We start from the raw sequence: 17,386 nt of genomic DNA on the forward strand, positions 1-17,386 counted from the left end.
CGGCCCCGTGATGTCGAGACGACTTAGGTACGGTACTCGGCGTTGATTTTCACGTATTCGTGGGACAGGTCAGTGGTCCAGATGGTCTCGCTGCAGGCACCACGACCCAGCTCGATGCGGATGGTGATTTCTTCGCGCGCCATCACTGCCGAGCCCTGTTCTTCGGTGTAAGTGACCGAACGGGCGCCGCCGCTGGCAATGCACACTTCACCGAGGAACACATCGATCTTGCTGACGTCCAGATCCGGCACGCCAGCGCGGCCGACCGCAGCCAGAATACGACCCCAGTTCGGATCAGAGGCAAACAGCGCAGTCTTGATCAATGGCGAGTGAGCAACGGTGTAGCCCACGTCCAGGCATTCCTGATGATTGGCGCCGCCATTCACTTCAACGGTGACAAACTTGGTAGCACCCTCACCGTCACGCACGATGGCCTGTGCCACTTCCATGCAGACCTCCAGCACCGCCTGTTTCAACGCGGCAAACAGCGGGCCGCTGGCTTCGCTGATTTCAGGCAGGGCAGCCTTGCCGGTGGCAATCAGCATGCAGCAGTCGTTGGTTGAGGTATCGCCATCGATAGTGATGCGGTTGAACGACTTGTTCGCACCGTCAAGCAACAGGTTTTGCAACACGTCGCGAGCAACTTTGGCGTCAGTGGCGATATAGCCCAGCATGGTGGCCATGTTTGGACGAATCATGCCCGCACCCTTGCTGATGGCGGTCACGGTGATGGTCACGCCTTCGTGCTCAAACTGGCGGCTGGCACCCTTGGGCAGAGTGTCGGTGGTCATGATGCCGGTTGCAGCTTCAGCCCAGTTGTTCTCGGACAGATCGTCCAGGGCGGCCTGCAGTGCGCCTTCGATCTTCTCGACAGGCAGCGGCTCGCCAATCACCCCGGTGGAATACGGCAGCACGGCACTGGCATCGACGCCAGTCAGCTCAGCCAGCCTGGCGCAGGTACGGGTTGCAGCGATCAGCCCCGGCTCACCGGTACCGGCGTTAGCATTACCGGTATTGGTCAACAGATAACGTACCGGGCCTTGCACACGTTGTTTGGCCAGGATCACGGGCGCTGCGCAAAACGCATTGAGGGTGAACACACCCGCCACGCTGGAGCCTTCGGCGCAGCGCATAACCACCACGTCCTTGCGCCCTGCGCGCTTGATACCGGCAGAAGCGATACCCAGTTCAAAACCGGCCACCGGGTGCAAAACAGGCAAAGGACCAAGACCAACAGCCATGACGCGCTCCTAAAAAAGTTCTGTGCGCCGCCGCAAAAGGACGGGAATTCAATGGTAAAACGCCGCGACGGCTAATGCCGGTCGCGGCGCAGGTGTTTCAGCAGTTGAAGCGGGCTTTAGTTGATTTGCCCGTGACAGTGCTTGTATTTCTTGCCCGAGCCGCAGTAGCAGAGTTCGTTGCGACCCAGCTTTGGCTCGTTACGAGCAGGCTCGGCAACCACGTCAGCCACATCGGCGCCTTCCAGCACCTTGGCCAATGCGTCTGGCTGATCAAGGCCCGGCGCTTCGGCATGCTGGAACTGCAAACGCGAAGCCAGGTCTTCAGCTTCCTGACGCAGGCGTGCTTCTTCGGCTTCAGGGTCTTCGCGACGAACCTGTACATGTGACAAAACACGAATCGAATCGCGCTTGATCGAATCAAGCAGCTCGGAGAACAGGTTGAACGACTCCCGCTTGTACTCCTGCTTCGGGTTCTTCTGTGCATAACCGCGCAAGTGGATACCGTGACGCAGGTGATCCATGGTCGAAAGATGGTCTTTCCACAGGTCATCCAGTACGCGCAGAACAATTTGTTTCTCGAACGTGCGCAGCGCTTCAGCACCGGCCTGATCTTCTTTTTCGCTGTAGGCAGCAATCAGCTCGTTCAGCAGCTTCTCGCGCAGGGTTTCTTCGTACAGGTGATCATCTTCGTCGAGCCATTGCTGGATCGGCAATTTCACGCCAAAGCCGCTTTCGATGGCAGCTTCCAGGCCTTTGACGTCCCACTGCTCCGGCAACGATTGCGGCGGAATGTGAGCGCTGATGGTGCTGTCGAGGACGTCCTTGCGGAAGTCTGCGATGGTTTCACCGATGTTGTCGGCTGCCAGCAACGTGTTACGCATGTGATAAATCACTTTACGCTGTTCGTTGTTGACGTCATCGAACTCCAGCAATTGCTTACGAATGTCGAAGTTGCGACCTTCAACCTTGCGCTGCGCCTTTTCGATCGCGTTGGTCACCATGCGGTGCTCAATCGCTTCGCCAGACTGCATGCCCAGGGCTTTCATGAAGTTCTTCACCCGATCAGAGGCAAAGATGCGCATCAGGCTGTCTTCAAGCGACAGGTAGAAACGACTGGAACCTGCGTCACCCTGACGACCGGCGCGACCACGCAACTGGTTGTCGATACGGCGCGATTCGTGACGCTCGGAAGCGATCACATGCAGGCCACCCGACTCCAGCACTTGCTGGTGACGCTTTTGCCAATCGGCCTTGATCTGTGCGATCTGCTCAGGCGTCGGATCTTCCAGGGAGGCGACTTCCACTTCCCAGTTGCCGCCCAACAGGATGTCAGTACCACGACCCGCCATGTTGGTAGCGATGGTCAGCGCACCCGGACGACCGGCCTGGGCAATGATCTCGGCTTCTTTTTCGTGGAACTTGGCGTTCAGAACCTTGTGCTCAATACCTTCCTTATTCAGAAGGTTGGACATGTGCTCGGAGGTTTCGATGGTCGCTGTACCCACCAGCACTGGACGGCCTTTGGCCATGCAGTCCTTGATGTCAGCCACAATCGCCGCGTACTTCTCATCGGCGGTGAGGAACACCAGGTCGTTGAAGTCCTTGCGCGCCAGTGGCTTGTTCGGCGGGATAACCATCACCGACAGACCATAGATCTGGTGGAATTCAAACGCTTCGGTGTCCGCAGTACCGGTCATGCCCGACAGCTTGTTGTACAGACGGAAGTAGTTCTGGAAGGTCGTCGTAGCCAGGGTCTGGCTCTCTGCCTGAATATTCAGGCCTTCCTTCGCTTCGATAGCCTGGTGCAGGCCTTCGGACAAACGACGACCCGGCATGGTACGGCCAGTGTGTTCGTCGACCAGCAATACCTGACCGTCTTCAACGATGTATTCAATGTTGCGATTGAACAGCTTGTGAGCACGCAGCGCGGCGTACACATGGGTCAACAGGCCCAGGTTGTGTGCCGAATACAGGCTCTCGCCTTCTGCGAGCAAGCCGATCTGGGTCAGCATGTCTTCAACAAACTGGTGACCGGCTTCGTTCAGTTCTACCTGGCGAGTCTTTTCATCAATGGTGAAATGACCTGCCTTGGTAACTTCACCTTCGACTTCCTCGACGTGCATCTCAAGGCGCGGGATCAGTTTGTTGATTTCGGTGTACAGCTTGGAACTGTCTTCGGCCTGACCGGAGATGATCAGCGGAGTACGGGCTTCATCGATCAGGATGGAGTCGACTTCGTCGATCACGGCGAAATTAAGCTCGCGCTGGAATTTTTCTTCCATGCTGAAAGCCATGTTGTCGCGCAGGTAATCGAAGCCAAACTCGTTGTTGGTACCGTACGTGATGTCGGCGGCGTAGGCTTCACGCTTCTCTTGAGGCGGCTGGAACGGCGTTACAACACCGACTGTCAGGCCCAGGAATTCGTAAAGAGGACGCATCCAGTTGGCATCGCGGCGAGCCAGATAGTCGTTCACGGTGATGACGTGAACGCCTTTACCCGACAGCGCGTTGAGGTAAACCCCAAGGGTCGCGACCAAGGTCTTGCCTTCACCAGTACGCATTTCAGCGATCTTGCCTTCGTGCAAGGTCATGCCGCCGATCAACTGAACGTCGAAGTGGCGCATGCCCATGACACGCTTGCCTGCCTCACGGCATACCGCGAAAGCTTCCGGCAACAGTTGGTCGAGGGTCTCACCTTTGGCTATGCGGGCCTTGAACTCTTGGGTCTTGGCGCGCAATTGCTCATCGGTCAGGGCAACCATCTGCTCTTCGAAGGAATTGACGACCTGTACTGTCTTGAGCATGCGTTTAACTTCGCGCTCGTTCTTGCTTCCAAAAAGTTTCTTTAACAAAGGCGCAAACATATCGGCAGGATCTTCCACACATAGGGATGGAGGGCGGCCCCGAGAGTCGCCCGAGCAGCCCTGATGGCCGCATGCGAACGAGCATTCTACCCGGAAACGGCGGTGAGGAAAGTGGCGTTATTCCACGATACTGGTACAGCGTTGTGAAGGGGCTTACATAAAATAAGGGCTTTTTGCTGAACTTCAAGGCATAAGAACAAGAAGTTACTCATTGATTTCATGAATAAATGTTCATGACCCTTGATCTGAGCGAGTGAAACCGGCGGTTTCTGCTAAGATTGCGGCTCTGCTTTCTCAGGTGTTTGAACATGGCATTTCGCCCACATCCAGCACGGGCACCCTCCGTTCTGCTCCGCGAGGCCAAGCCCCTAAAAGCCATTTTTGGTCATGCAAAGCGTCTGGCGCACCTGCAGCGCTTGCTTGAAAGCCAGCTCCAGCCAGCCGCACGCGAGCATTGCCACGTCGCTTCGTGGCGTGAAGGCAACCTGTTGCTAATCGTGACTGACGGCCACTGGGCCACTCGCCTGCGCTATCAGCAAAAACGCCTGCTGCGCCAACTGCAGGCATTTGACGAGTTCGCCAGCCTGACCCGGATTCTCTTCAAAGTGCAGCCGCCCACAGTGCAGGCCAAGGTTGCGGGGCATACGCTGGATTTATCCGAGGATGCCGCCCAGACCATCCAGGCAACGGCCGACGGCATTACCGACCCGGCCTTGCGCGCCGCCCTTGAGCGCCTGGCGAGTCACGCACGACCTAAACCCTGACCCGCTCCCACCGTTTCACTTGCGCTTGCTGCTGCCCAACAACGACCCCAGCAGCCCCCGAACCAACTGGCGCCCCATCTGGCTGGCCGCCTGGCGCGCCATCGACTGCAGCGCCTTGCCTGCGGTCGAGCCCAGAAAGTCTCCCGCCTGATCCAGAAACCCCGGCTCGTGCGGCGCAGCCTGTGTCTGCGTCTGGTCTTGCGGCGCCACGCCCTTGCGGGCCATGAGAATCTCGTACGCCGACTCCCGATCCACAGGCTTGTCGTATCGCCCCAGCAGCGCAGAACCGCGAATCAAGGCCTCGCGCTCGGCTTCAGTCAACGGACCAATACGCGATTGCGGTGGCGCAATCAGTACGCGCTGGACCATGGCTGGCGTGCCTTTTTCTTCAAGCATGCCCACCAGCGCCTCCCCTGTACCCAGCTCTGTCAGTACCGCCAACGCATTAAACGCCGGATTCGGACGAAATCCGTCAGCCACGGCCTTCAGGGACTTCTGCTCCTTGGCCGTAAAGGCCCGCAGGCCATGCTGGATACGCAGCCCCAACTGCGCGAGCACCGTATCCGGCAAGTCCGCAGGCGATTGAGTGACAAAATACACCCCGACACCTTTGGAACGGATCAGGCGTACGACTTGTTCCAAGCGATCCTGCAACGCTTTTGGCGTCCCGGCAAACAGCAGGTGCGCCTCGTCAAAAAACAGCGCCAGCAGGGGTTTGTCCGCGTCGCCGCGCTCGGGCAGTTGCTCGAAAAGCTCCGCCAACAGCCACAGCAGAAAGGTTGCGTACACCTTTGGCGCTTCATGAACCAAGCGACTGGCATCAAGCAGATGAATCTGCCCGCGACCGTCACTGGCAGGCTGCAAAATATCTTCGAGTTGCAGTGCCGGCTCCCCGAACAGGGCTTCAGCACCCTGCTGTTCGAGGGTTGCCAGACGCCGCAACAGGGCCTGACTTGAGCCGGTGGTCATCAGGGCGGCGTCATCGCCCAATATTTGAGGGTTATCACGCAGATGATTGAGGAGCGCCTTCAGGTCTTTGAGGTCGAGCAACAACAACCCTTCACGATCCGCCACCTTGAAGGCTGCATAGAGCGCCGACTGCTGGCTATCGGTCAGCTCCAGCAGGCTGCCTAACAGCAACGGTCCCATTTCACTCAAGGTTGTACGCAACGGATGACCGGTCTTGCCCTGGATATCCCACAAGGTCACCGGATACGCCTTGGGCTGGTAATTGAGCCACGGCATTCCCGCAATCCGCTCCGCGATTTTCCCCTGGGGGTTGCCAGCCGCGCCCAAACCGCACAGATCGCCCTTGATGTCAGCGGCAAAGACTGCAACTCCGGCATCGCTGAACTGTTCGGCCAAACGTTGGAGAGTCACGGTTTTACCCGTCCCCGTGGCACCCGCCACCAGCCCGTGCCGGTTGGCAAGGCGCAAGGACTGAGCGATGGGCTGACCCGAAAGGTCGGCACCAAGTACTAGAGCAGAAGAGTCAGGCATTTTGCCACCTTTGATTAATCTTTCGCGATCGCGGGTCGATACACCTTGAATGCTAGACCAGAAAAAACCGGATTTAGCGTCGTAAAGCGCCTTGATGAACACTCAACCTGCCCGGTTAAGGCGGTGATGTGTAGCACGCGCGTTTTACCAGAGTGTATGCCTCACACTTTTAGACCTTAGCGGACCCTTCAAGCCATGAATAAAAACCTGCGTTTCAGCCATAAAATCCTGCTTGCCGCGTCCCTGATCGTAATAGCCGCCTTTTCGCTATTTACGCTGTACAACGACTACTTGCAACGCAATGCCATCCGCCACAACCTGGACAGCTACCTGCACGAAATGGGCAGCGTCACGGCCAACAATATACAGACATGGCTGGGAGGCCGGATTCTGCTGGCGCAAAACCTCGCCGAATCCATCGCCCTCACTCCAGAGCCCGCCCAGGTGGCGAACCTGCTGGAGCAAAAAACCCTGAGCAGTACGTTTATGGCCGTTTATTTTGGTGACAGCCAGGGCGGCTTTACCATTCGCCCTGACAGCAAAATGCCTGACGGCTACGACCCGCGTACCCGCCCCTGGTACAAGGATGCGCTGAACAGCGCCTCCTCAAGCCTGACTGAACCCTATATAGATGCAGCCACCGGCCAGATGGTTATTTCCATCGGTGCCCCGGTTAGAGAATCCGGGCAAACCCTGGGCGTCGTCGGCGCCGACCTGACGCTGCAAACCATTACCGACAGCATCAATGCCCTGAACTTCAATGGCATGGGCTACGCCTTTCTGATCAGTGCCGACGGCAAGATCCTGGTCCACCCGGACAAAACCCTGGTGACGAAAAACCTGAAGGATGTCTATCCCCAGGACACGCCTTCGATCAACGCCGGGTTCAGCGAGATCCAGGTCGACGGCAAAACCCGTATCGTGACCTTTGCGCCGGTCAAAGGCCTGGGTTCGGTCAACTGGTACATCGGCCTGTCAGTTGACAAGGAACAAGCGTTCGCAGCGCTCAGCGAGTTCCGCACGTCGGCCATCATTGCCACCGTGATTGCAGTGGTTTCGATCATTGCCCTCCTCGGCCTGCTGATCCGCCTGCTGATGCAGCCACTGCACGTCATGACCCGTGCCATGCAGAACATTGCCGAAGGTGAAGGCGACCTGACGCGCCGCCTGGTGGTTGAGTCCCAGGATGAGTTCGGCATGCTGGGCAGTGCGTTCAACCGTTTTGTCGAACGCATTCACTCGTCGATCAGCGAAGTGGCCTCGGCGACTGAACAGGTCAACGAAGTGGCCCTGCGAGTCGTCAGCGCATCCAACTCATCGATGCTCAACTCGGACGAGCAAGCAAGTCGCACCAACAGCGTTGCAGCTGCGATCAACGAATTGGGTGCCGCCGCGCAAGAGATCGCGCGCAATGCGGCCCAGGCATCACACCAGGCCAGCGATGCACGCGGCCTGGCCGAAGAAGGCCAGCAAGTGGTGGAACGCAGCATCAACTCGATGCAGAAACTGTCGCAAATGCTCGGCACATCCAGCGGTCATATCGAGTCGTTGAACGACAAGACCGTGAACATCGGACAGATCCTTGAAGTGATCACCAGCATTTCTCAGCAAACCAACCTGCTGGCGCTTAACGCTGCCATTGAAGCGGCTCGTGCTGGCGAGGCCGGGCGCGGTTTTGCCGTGGTGGCCGATGAAGTTCGCAACCTGGCACACCGTACTCAGGAGTCGGCGCAGCAAGTACAAAAGATGATCGAGGAGTTGCAGGTCAGCGCCCGCGGTTCAGTGAGCACCATGGAAGAAAGTCAGCGTCACAGCCAGGACAGCGTAGAAATCGCCAACCGCGCAGGCGAGCGCCTGATCAGCGTGACCGAACGCATTGGCGAGATCGACGGGATGAACCAGTCCGTCGCCACGGCAACCGAAGAGCAAACCTCGGTGGTCGAGTCGATCAACATGGACATTACCGAAATCAATACGCTCAACCAGGAAGGGGTTGAAAACCTTCAGTCAACGCTTCGGGCCTGTTCCGACCTTGAACAGCAGGCTGCCCGCTTGAAGCAACTGGTGGGTAGTTTCCGCATCTGAGTGACAGTCAGCCGCTTCAAGCCTGTCGCTTGAAGCTTGCTGCAACTGCTCCCAAAGCCTGGCGGCATCGGCAAAATCGGTGCCGTCCTCCGGGCTCAGCGCATCCGGATCATAACGACTCAAACAGCCTTCACCCACAGTGGCGGGTGCACGGGATGTAGCGTTGTCGAGTGGATCACTCATGTCACCTCCCCTGCACTGCTGCAAACCTTTGGGAGCTGGCTGCCTGCAATACAGGCAACCCGGCCCATATGAAACACCGAGGCGATACCATCGCGAGCAAGCCCGCTCCCGCACGTGTTGTGCAGTGAATGCTTAGAACACAACCGTCTTGTTGCCATGAACCAGCACGCGGTCTTCAAGGTGATAACGCAGGCCACGGGCCAGCACCATCTTCTCGACGTCACGACCGAAACGAACCATGTCTTCAATACTGTCGCTGTGGCTGACGCGCACCACGTCCTGCTCGATGATGGGGCCGGCGTCCAGTTCTTCAGTCACGTAATGGCACGTTGCGCCGATCAGTTTCACGCCACGCATTGATGCCTGGTGATAAGGCTTGGCGCCTACAAACGATGGCAGGAAGCTGTGGTGAATGTTGATGACCTGGCCTGCATATTCACGGCACAGATCAGGTGGCAGGATTTGCATGTAGCGCGCCAGCACCACCACTTCAGCATCATGATGCTTGACCAGACGCGAGACCTCGGCAAATGCCGGCTCTTTGTTCTTCGGGTCAACCGGGACGTGATAGAACGGGATGCCATGCCACTCGACCATGCTGCGCAAGTCATCGTGGTTGGAAATCACGCACGAAATATCGCAGTCCAGTTCATCGCTATGCCAGCGGTGCAGCAGATCTGCCAAACAGTGGGATTCGCGGCTCGCCATCAACACCACGCGTTTTTTCTGCGCCGTATCGGTAATACGCCACTCCATCGAGAACTCTTCGGCGATCGGGGCAAATGCCTCACGAAATGCCTCGAGACCGAAAGGCAGGGAATCGGCACGAATCTCGTGACGCATAAAGAACCAACCGCTCTGGTCGTCCGAGTGATGGCTCGCTTCAGTGATCCAGCCATTGTGGGAGGCAAGGAAATTGCTGACCTTGGCGACAATGCCGACGCCGTCGGGGCACGCAATCACCAACCGAAAAGTGCGCATGAGGGAAAAACTCCAAAAACTTTACTAAGGCCGCCATTCTAGCGAGTGCGCGGCAAAACTACAGTATTCGTTACGCCCTGCTGCCTGCGCCACGGCGTCGCGCTGCCTGTTCCACACGCCAGCACCGACGTGGCCTGCACTGTAATTGGCGTGTAACTGGCAGGCCTTATTAATCACCGTTATTAAGGCTGCTGTACCGCTCATTATTTAATGAGCGCGCATATAGAGACGGTGAAGTTAATGAATAAAATTTTAAATTAATCACCTGTTACAGGTTTACTTGCAGTTACTGTCTGACTACTATTGCGCCACTGTCTCCCTGTTACCCCTTTTCAACATAAGGTTATCCTCATGTCCTTGATCAACGAATACCGTGCAACAGAAGAAGCTATCAAAGAACTGCAAGCTCGCCTGAAGAACCTGTCCGAAGACGACAAACTTCAAACCGAGCTGGAATTTGAAGGCAAACTGCGCACGCTGATGGGCGAATACCAGAAATCGCTACGCGATATCATCGCGCTTCTGGACCCAGAGTCCAAAGTAAGCAAAGCACCACGCGGTGTTGTTAAAACCACCGGCACCAAACGTGCCCGCAAGGTTAAACAATACAAAAACCCGCACAACGGTGAAGTGATTGAAACCAAAGGCGGCAACCACAAAACTCTGAAAGAGTGGAAAGCCAAGTGGGGCAGCGACGAGGTTGAAGGTTGGGCTACTTTGCTCGACTAAGTGACACCCCGCGCGCACACTTTTTGCGCCGCTAATAAAAAACGCCAGCTTGCTGGCGTTTTTTATTGCCTGTTTTTTAATCCGTACTCTCCGTGCACGCATCCAGCCCAACGCGACGGCTCAACTCCCGTGCATAACGCTGCCATTCGCCCAGCAGCTTTAGCTGGGCCGCCGTGGCGCTGCGGGACAGCTCGTCCGCTGCCTGCATGAAGTTATCCAGGGTCATGGGGGCTCCCATGGCAGGATCAGTCAAACGTTGTTGGCAGAACAGATGCCAGCGTTCAACTTCTTCAGCACTCAAGGTATGAGGAAAGTTTCGGGCCCGGTAGCGGAATAATAATTCGGGTAACCGTTCATCATCAAAAGCCCATGTATCGTTGGCCAACTGCTCCGGGTCACTGAGTCTGACTTGCTCACACAAGCGACGATCGCGATCACCGAAAAAGCCGTCATACAATTGCTGCTCCGGATCTTCACTGGGGGCAAAGTCTTCGCGGGTATAAATGGCCGACAACTTATCCTTCCAAACTTCCTGTGCCTCGCTCAGGCGAGCGGCTCGTGCTTGATAGAGCGGCATATCCAATTGCAAGCGCTCTTGATCCTGTGCACGCACTACATTCAAGGGCGCCACCACCGGACAACGATTAATCTGAATCAGCTTTAGCGGAACCGGCAATTGACCTTCGGGCAAATCTTCACGACGGGTGTAAAGCATTGTGCGCAAAGTGTCGGCATCCATGTCCAGTAATGGCTGAGGATCAAAGTGCAGATCGCACACAATCAGCGCATTGCGATTCTTCGGATGCCAGGCCAGCGGCAATACCACGCCCACATAATGTCTGGCCGCAGAAAAGCGTCCCGAAATATGCACCATCGGTTGCAACAGACGAACTTGATCAAGCACGCGCTGCTTACTGCGCAACTGGAATAACCAGTCATATAACTTGGGTTGTTTGTCACGGATCAGCCGGGCCAGTGCGATGGTTGCCCTCACATCGGACAACGCATCGTGGGCCTGACCATGATCAATCCCGTTGGCGGCCGTCAAACGCTCCAGCTTGAGCGTCACCCGCCCGTCTTCCTGAGGCCAGACGATCCCTTCAGGGCGCAGGGCGTAGGCTGTACGCACGACATCGATCAAGTCCCAGCGACTGTTGCCGCCCTGCCATTCACGGGCATAAGGATCGAAAAAGTTTCGATACAGACTGTAGCGCGTTACCTCGTCATCAAAGCGCAGCGAGTTGTAGCCCGCGCCACAGGTACCGGGTTGCGCCAGCTGGGCATGCGTGCGGGTCATGAACTCCGCCTCGCCCAAGCCTTTGTCTTCAAGGCGGCTAGGGGTGATGCCCGTGATCAGGCAGGCCATCGGATGAGGAAGAATGTCGTCGCTGGGCTGGCAGTAGAGATTGACCGGCTGATCAATCTCGTTGAGTTCCAGGTCGGTGCGGATACCGGCCACTTGCACGGCTCGATCGCAGCGCGGATTAATGCCGGTCGTTTCGTAGTCGTACCAAAAAATAGAGGTCACGGGGTGTTCCTGAGCAGTAGACCTCAACAGTCTAGGCGCTCAAACCCGGGCAAGACCAGCCTTGGAGCTAGGCAGAGGCCTGCAAGGGCTGAAAACTGAAGTAGCGCTGCAGGGATGTAATCAATGCCGCGTATTCGGCAGGCGGCTGATACAGGACAAAGCCGGAGTCGTAATAATGAGGCGTTACATCCTCATGACACCACATGCAACGCGCCGTCAGATCAATAAACTGCGGGTATCCTTCGGTATCGGGAAGCTTGAGCCGAAACTCGAAGTTGGCGTCCACCAGCATCGGTAGCTGACTGATCAGCATCAGGCCACCCTCGGACACATTACCCAAAAAACCAATGGGCTTGTCCGTGAACCTATTGAACACTTTTAGGAAAAACGTCAGTTGATGCCGCTGGATAAGCCGCTCGATAACCATGATCACTATCACTTTAAAAGGCCATTCAGCATGGCCGCGCTAGCGCCTCGAAACACCCTGCCCGCCTGAGGCACAGCCCCCAGGCACTACACCTTATTGGATACGCACAAATACATGACAAGCTCAAACGAGTTGAATATTAGTCAACCGACTCCAAATGACCAGTTTAAATTTCGTACATCATGGAATGACTGCAGGTAGCGCCTGAGCCGTTGTCCCGGGCCCCGGGATGAATTTGAGAATGCGCAGGGTCTCAATCCGCGCCTTGGCCCGATAGGCGTACTCGCTCTTGGGAAATTCATTGATGATGTACTGATAGGTCTGGGCCGCATCCAGGTAAAACTTCGTACGTTCCAGACACAACCCACGGAGCATAGCTGTTTGTGGCCAGATATACGGACGACTGCGACTGTCGCGGTCAACCTCGGACAACTCAAGCATCACCGCTTCGCAGTTGCCGCGGTCATAAGCACGGTAGGCATTGTTCAAATGGTGATTCATCGACCAACGGGTACAGCCGGCCACACTGGCAACCAACACTAAAATGAGCACAATTCGCATGGGGATCTCCTGTTCACCACAGTGTATCGACCCCACGGTCAAATTCTTCAGGCAACAGATCCGATGCACCACAACTTAAGCAGAAAGTAGTGCAGAGGAACAATGACTACAGCTAAAGACCATAGTAGCCTTTGGCAGCGCTTGAACTCAGGAGTCTTTGCATGTCTGTTCGTCGAACCAAAATTGTTGCCACACTTGGCCCTGCCAGCAATTCACCAGAAATGCTGGAGCAGCTGATCCTCGCTGGCCTGGACGTTGCCCGTCTGAACTTCTCCCACGGCACTCCCGATGAGCACAAGGCTCGCGCCAAGCTGGTCCGTGAGATCGCGGCCAAGCATGGTCGTTTCGTCGCCCTGCTGGGTGACCTGCAAGGCCCGAAAATCCGTATCGCCAAATTCGCCAACAAAAAGATCGAGCTGAAGATCGGTGACAAGTTCACCTTCTCCACCAGCCATCCGTTGACCGAAGGCAACCAGCAAGTGGTCGGTATCGACTACCCCGACCTGGTTAAAGACTGCGGCGTGGGCGACGAGCTGCTGCTCGACGACGGCCGTGTCGTCATGCGTGTAGACACTGCCACCGACGACGCCCTGCACTGCTCCGTGCTGATCGGCGGCCCGCTGTCCGACCATAAAGGCATCAACCGTCGCGGCGGCGGTCTGACCGCTCCAGCCCTGACTGAAAAAGACAAGGCTGACATCAAGCTGGCTGCCGAAATGGAAGTCGACTACCTGGCCGTATCCTTCCCTCGGGACGCTGCGGACATGGAATACGCCCGTCAACTGCGTGACGAGGCTGGCGGTACTGCCTGGCTGGTCGCGAAGATTGAACGCGCTGAAGCCGTGGCTGACGACGAAACCCTCGACGGCCTGATCAAGGCCAGCGACGCGGTAATGGTTGCCCGTGGCGACCTGGGCGTTGAAATCGGTGATGCAGAGCTGGTGGGCATCCAGAAGAAAATCATTCTGCACGCACGTCGCCACAATAAAGCGGTGATCGTAGCGACCCAGATGATGGAGTCGATGATCCAGAACCCGATGCCAACTCGCGCCGAAGTGTCCGACGTTGCCAACGCTGTTCTCGACTACACCGACGCCGTAATGCTCTCGGCCGAAAGTGCTGCCGGTGCCTATCCACTGGAAGCCGTACAAGCTATGGCACGTATTTGCGTCGGCGCTGAAAAGCATCCGACCAGCAAGACCTCCAGCCACCGCATCGGTAAAACCTTCGAAAGCTGCGATCAAAGCATTGCACTGGCGGCCATGTACACCGCCAACCACTTCCCGGGTGTCAAAGCGATCATCGCCCTGACCGAAAGCGGGTACACGCCGTTGATCATGTCGCGCATCCGTTCTTCGGTGCCGATCTACGCGTTCTCCCCGCACCGTGAAACCCAGGCCCGCGCCGCGATGTTCCGTGGTGTGTACACCGTACCGTTCGACCCGGCTTCGCTGCCGCCAGAACAGGTCAGCCAGGCTGCCATCGACGAGCTGCTCAAGCTGGGCGCTGTTAAAAATGGCGACTGGGTCATCCTGACCAAGGGCGACAGCTACCACACCATCGGTGGCACCAACGGCATGAAGATTCTGCATGTCGGCGACAAAATGGTTTAAGCCCTACAAGGCTCTAGCCCAAAGCCCCGCCTGAGTGATCAGGCGGGGCTTTTTTATGGCTGCCAGACTTAGCTGCGCGTCAAGAAAGCATCCGCCAGCAGTTGATTACGAGGCAGTCCGGCCAGAAACAGACGCTTGGCAAACCCATCGACACTGTCGGGATGCCCACAGACCAGCGCGTGGGTCTGGCGCGAGACAATGCGCATCTCAAGCAAGTACTCCGGCAACTGATGACGCTCCAGGTGCTCGACTACAAGGTTGGGGCAAGTGCCCGCCAAGGCGGACAATGAGTCCTTGAGGTAATACTCGCTTTCATCACGCGCCACATGCACCAGCAAAATCGGCCCTTGATGGTCCTGACGCAACGCCTCGCGCAACACGCCATACAGCGGCCCCAAACCGGTACCCGACGCCAGTAGCCAGAGCGGCTGCTCCTGCCAGTCCGGGTCGTAACGCAGCGCGCCACCGCGCAACTCACCCAGCCGCACACCCTCCCCGACCTTGAAATGACGGGCAGCGCTGGCGAACTCACCGGGGTGAGCGCAATCGAGGTGAAACTCCAGAAAGCGGTCTTCTTCGGGCAGACTGGCCAGCGAGTAAGGACGAGCGATACCACTGGCGGTCCACAGCACCACATGCTGGCCTGCGCGATAACGCAAAGGGCGCTGCGGCAAAAGACGCAGACGCAATACCGTCGGGCTCAGCCAGTCGAGCGCCGCCACCTCGGCAGGCAAGCCGTCGCGCACGGGATCAAACGCTTCAACCTCCAGATCTTCGACCACCTGGCACTGACACGCCAGGCGCCAGCCCTGCTCACGTTGCGCCCGGACCAAAGCGTCGGGCTTGAGATCCACAGGCTCACCCCTCACGCAACGCACCAGACACGCATGGCAACTGCCCGCCCGGCAGCTGTAGGGCACAGCCACACCGGCCTGATTCAAGGCGTCGAGCAGATTGGTGCCATCGGCAACCGACCAATGCCGGTCGGCAACGTGTAATTCGGGCACTCAGGCCTCCGCAGGATAATTCTGTGGGAGCGGGCTTGCTCGCGATTGCATCACCGCGGTGTACCAGGTTCACCGTGCAGCCTGCATCGCGAGCAAGCCCGCTCCCACATGGGGTATGGGTTGATTGATAGATCTTTATCGCAGCCTTCGCCAGCGGCTACAAGTTTTGCCCGTGCGGGTGTATCAAGGAGTGTACCGGGTTATACTGCCGCGCCGTTTTTGTACCGGTCATGCGTGCCCGGTATGCCTAGCAAAGATGTTTTCGACAGACCGATACACCAAGGTCGCAAACACCTTAATTGAATGTTCCCGTCTTATAGAGGAGCGCGACCCATGACCGTGATCAAGCAAGACGACCTGATTCAGAGCGTTGCTGACGCCCTGCAATTCATTTCCTACTACCACCCCGTGGACTTCATCCAGGCGATGCACGAGGCCTACCTGCGCGAAGAATCGCCAGCGGCCCGTGACTCGATGGCGCAAATCCTGATCAACTCGCGCATGTGTGCCACTGGCCACCGCCCGATTTGCCAGGACACCGGCATCGTCACCGTTTTCGTGCGCGTAGGCATGGATGTACGCTGGACCGGCGCCACCATGGGCCTGGACGACATGATCAACGAAGGCGTGCGTCGCGCTTATAACTTGCCGGAAAACGTCCTGCGCGCTTCGATCCTGGCCGACCCGGCAGGCGCCCGTCGCAACACCAAGGACAACACCCCTGCGGTCATCCACTACTCCATCGTTCCGGGTAACACCGTGGAAGTGGACGTAGCGGCCAAGGGCGGCGGTTCCGAGAACAAGTCGAAAATGGCCATGCTCAACCCGTCCGACTCGATCGTTGACTGGGTGCTCAAGACTGTTCCGACCATGGGCGCGGGCTGGTGCCCACCGGGCATGCTCGGCATCGGCATCGGCGGCACCGCTGAAAAAGCGGCCGTGATGGCCAAGGAAGTGTTGATGGAGTCCATCGACATTCACGACCTGATCAAGCGTGGCCCGTCCAGCCGTATCGAAGAGATGCGCATCGAGCTGTTCGAGAAGGTCAACCAACTGGGTATCGGCGCCCAGGGCCTGGGCGGCCTGACCACTGTTCTTGACGTGAAAATCATGGACTACCCGACCCACGCAGCGTCCCTGCCGGTGTGCATGATCCCGAACTGCGCGGCCACCCGTCACGCCCACTTCGTACTGGACGGCTCCGGCCCTGCAGCACTCGAAGCGCCACCGCTGGACGCCTACCCGGAAATCGTTTGGGAAGCAGGCCCGTCGGCCCGCCGTGTCAACCTCGACACCCTGACCCCGGAAGACGTGCAGAGCTGGAAGCCGGGCGAAACCGTCCTGCTGAACGGCAAAATGCTGACCGGTCGTGACGCTGCGCACAAGCGCATGGTTGAAATGCTGAACAAGGGTGAAACCTTGCCGGTAGACCTCAAGGGTCGCTTCATCTACTACGTGGGCCCGGTTGATCCGGTGCGCGACGAAGTGGTTGGCCCTGCCGGTCCGACCACCGCCACGCGGATGGACAAGTTCACCCGTCAGATCCTCGATCAAACCGGCCTGCTGGGCATGATCGGCAAATCCGAGCGCGGCCCTACCGCCATCGAAGCCATCAAGGAACACAAAGCCGTGTACCTGATGGCCGTCGGCGGTGCTGCGTACCTGGTAGCCCAGGCGATCAAGAAATCGCGCGTGGTGGCATTTGCCGAACTGGGTATGGAAGCGATCTACGAGTTCGACGTCAAAGACATGCCCGTCACCGTGGCAGTCGACAGCAACGGCGAGTCGGTCCACATCACCGGCCCGGCGATCTGGCAGAAAAAAATCAGCGACAGCCTGGCCGTAGAAGTGCAATAAGCGCTTTTAAAGCCAGACATAAAAACGGCCGGGTTAATAACCCGGC

General features: G+C 57.5%; 14 protein-coding genes and 1 pseudogene. 6 read left to right on the top strand and 9 right to left on the bottom strand.

Features of this window, described 5'->3' with window-relative positions; translation table 11 throughout:
• Positions 1–23 precede the first annotated feature (23 nt).
• Positions 24–1,241 carry a bifunctional glutamate N-acetyltransferase/amino-acid acetyltransferase ArgJ gene (gene argJ, locus V6P94_RS21050; RefSeq protein ID WP_338648648.1) on the bottom strand — a complete coding sequence of 406 codons (1,218 nt, stop codon included), beginning with the start codon at positions 1,239–1,241 and terminating at the stop codon, positions 24–26.
• 116 nt (positions 1,242–1,357) lie between these two features.
• Positions 1,358–4,105 carry a preprotein translocase subunit SecA gene (gene secA, locus V6P94_RS21055; RefSeq protein ID WP_133077384.1) on the bottom strand — a complete coding sequence of 916 codons (2,748 nt, stop codon included), beginning with the start codon at positions 4,103–4,105 and terminating at the stop codon, positions 1,358–1,360.
• 308 nt (positions 4,106–4,413) lie between these two features.
• Here secA and V6P94_RS21060 point away from each other — a divergent pair, with 308 nt between their 5' ends.
• Positions 4,414–4,869 carry a DUF721 domain-containing protein gene (locus tag V6P94_RS21060; protein ID WP_133077383.1) on the top strand — a complete coding sequence of 152 codons (456 nt, stop codon included), beginning with the start codon at positions 4,414–4,416 and terminating at the stop codon, positions 4,867–4,869.
• A gap of 15 nt (positions 4,870–4,884) precedes the next feature.
• Here the strand turns inward: V6P94_RS21060 and V6P94_RS21065 are convergent, their stop codons facing one another.
• Positions 4,885–6,369 (bottom strand): helicase HerA-like domain-containing protein, encoded by a 1,485-nt coding sequence (locus V6P94_RS21065; RefSeq protein ID WP_338648651.1) that lies wholly within the window; start codon positions 6,367–6,369, stop codon positions 4,885–4,887.
• A 195-nt stretch (positions 6,370–6,564) separates the two neighbouring features.
• Here V6P94_RS21065 and V6P94_RS25120 point away from each other — a divergent pair.
• Positions 6,565–7,596, top strand: a pseudogene (locus tag V6P94_RS25120) (cache domain-containing protein); the annotation flags it as partial.
• 93 nt (positions 7,597–7,689) lie between these two features.
• Complete coding sequence (locus V6P94_RS25125; RefSeq protein ID WP_374105705.1) at positions 7,690–8,454, top strand: methyl-accepting chemotaxis protein; 765 nt, start codon at positions 7,690–7,692, stop codon at positions 8,452–8,454.
• Here V6P94_RS25125 and V6P94_RS21075 read toward each other — a convergent pair.
• Together V6P94_RS21075 and purU are read right to left on the bottom strand one after the other, a co-directional pair.
• On the bottom strand, positions 8,377–8,637 hold the full coding sequence (locus tag V6P94_RS21075) for a hypothetical protein (RefSeq protein ID WP_133077380.1): 261 nt from the start codon (positions 8,635–8,637) through the stop codon (positions 8,377–8,379). The genes V6P94_RS25125 and V6P94_RS21075 overlap by 78 nt on opposite strands.
• 132 nt (positions 8,638–8,769) lie before the next feature.
• Positions 8,770–9,618, bottom strand: a complete 849-nt coding sequence (purU, locus tag V6P94_RS21080) for a formyltetrahydrofolate deformylase (protein WP_016782207.1) — start codon at positions 9,616–9,618, stop codon at positions 8,770–8,772.
• Positions 9,619–9,969: 351 nt separating this feature from the next.
• Here purU and mvaT point away from each other — a divergent pair, with 351 nt between their 5' ends.
• Positions 9,970–10,347, top strand: coding sequence for a histone-like nucleoid-structuring protein MvaT (gene mvaT / locus V6P94_RS21085; RefSeq protein WP_133077379.1), 378 nt, complete (start codon positions 9,970–9,972; stop codon positions 10,345–10,347).
• A gap of 76 nt (positions 10,348–10,423) precedes the next feature.
• On the opposite strand, the gene sbcB is transcribed toward mvaT, so the two are convergent.
• The 3 genes from sbcB to V6P94_RS21100 all read right to left on the bottom strand — a co-directional run bounded on the left by sbcB (position 10,424) and on the right by V6P94_RS21100 (position 12,863).
• Positions 10,424–11,875, bottom strand: coding sequence for an exodeoxyribonuclease I (sbcB, locus tag V6P94_RS21090; RefSeq protein ID WP_133077378.1), 1,452 nt, complete (start codon positions 11,873–11,875; stop codon positions 10,424–10,426).
• A gap of 67 nt (positions 11,876–11,942) precedes the next feature.
• A complete protein-coding gene (locus tag V6P94_RS21095) occupies positions 11,943–12,302 on the bottom strand; it encodes a PilZ domain-containing protein (RefSeq protein ID WP_133077377.1) in 360 nt (119 codons plus the stop codon).
• A gap of 180 nt (positions 12,303–12,482) precedes the next feature.
• Entirely contained in the window at positions 12,483–12,863 is a 381-nt protein-coding gene (locus V6P94_RS21100) for a tetratricopeptide repeat protein (RefSeq protein ID WP_133077376.1), read from the bottom strand.
• 161 nt (positions 12,864–13,024) lie between these two features.
• Between V6P94_RS21100 and pyk the strand changes: the two genes are divergently transcribed.
• The gene (pyk, locus tag V6P94_RS21105) at positions 13,025–14,476 is read left to right on the top strand and encodes a pyruvate kinase (RefSeq protein ID WP_133077375.1); all 1,452 of its coding nucleotides are present in this window, start codon (positions 13,025–13,027) and stop codon (positions 14,474–14,476) included.
• A gap of 68 nt (positions 14,477–14,544) precedes the next feature.
• Here pyk and V6P94_RS21110 read toward each other — a convergent pair whose 3' ends face one another.
• Positions 14,545–15,483, bottom strand: coding sequence for an iron-sulfur-binding ferredoxin reductase (locus tag V6P94_RS21110; protein WP_133077374.1), 939 nt, complete (start codon positions 15,481–15,483; stop codon positions 14,545–14,547).
• A gap of 333 nt (positions 15,484–15,816) precedes the next feature.
• Between V6P94_RS21110 and V6P94_RS21115 the strand changes: the two genes are divergently transcribed.
• The gene (locus V6P94_RS21115) at positions 15,817–17,340 is read left to right on the top strand and encodes a fumarate hydratase (protein WP_133077373.1); all 1,524 of its coding nucleotides are present in this window, start codon (positions 15,817–15,819) and stop codon (positions 17,338–17,340) included.
• Positions 17,341–17,386: the final 46 nt, after the last annotated feature.

Origin of the sequence: Pseudomonas sp. ML2-2023-3 (assembly GCF_037055275.1) — a bacterium.
In the GTDB taxonomy this organism is placed as follows: domain Bacteria; phylum Pseudomonadota; class Gammaproteobacteria; order Pseudomonadales; family Pseudomonadaceae; genus Aquipseudomonas.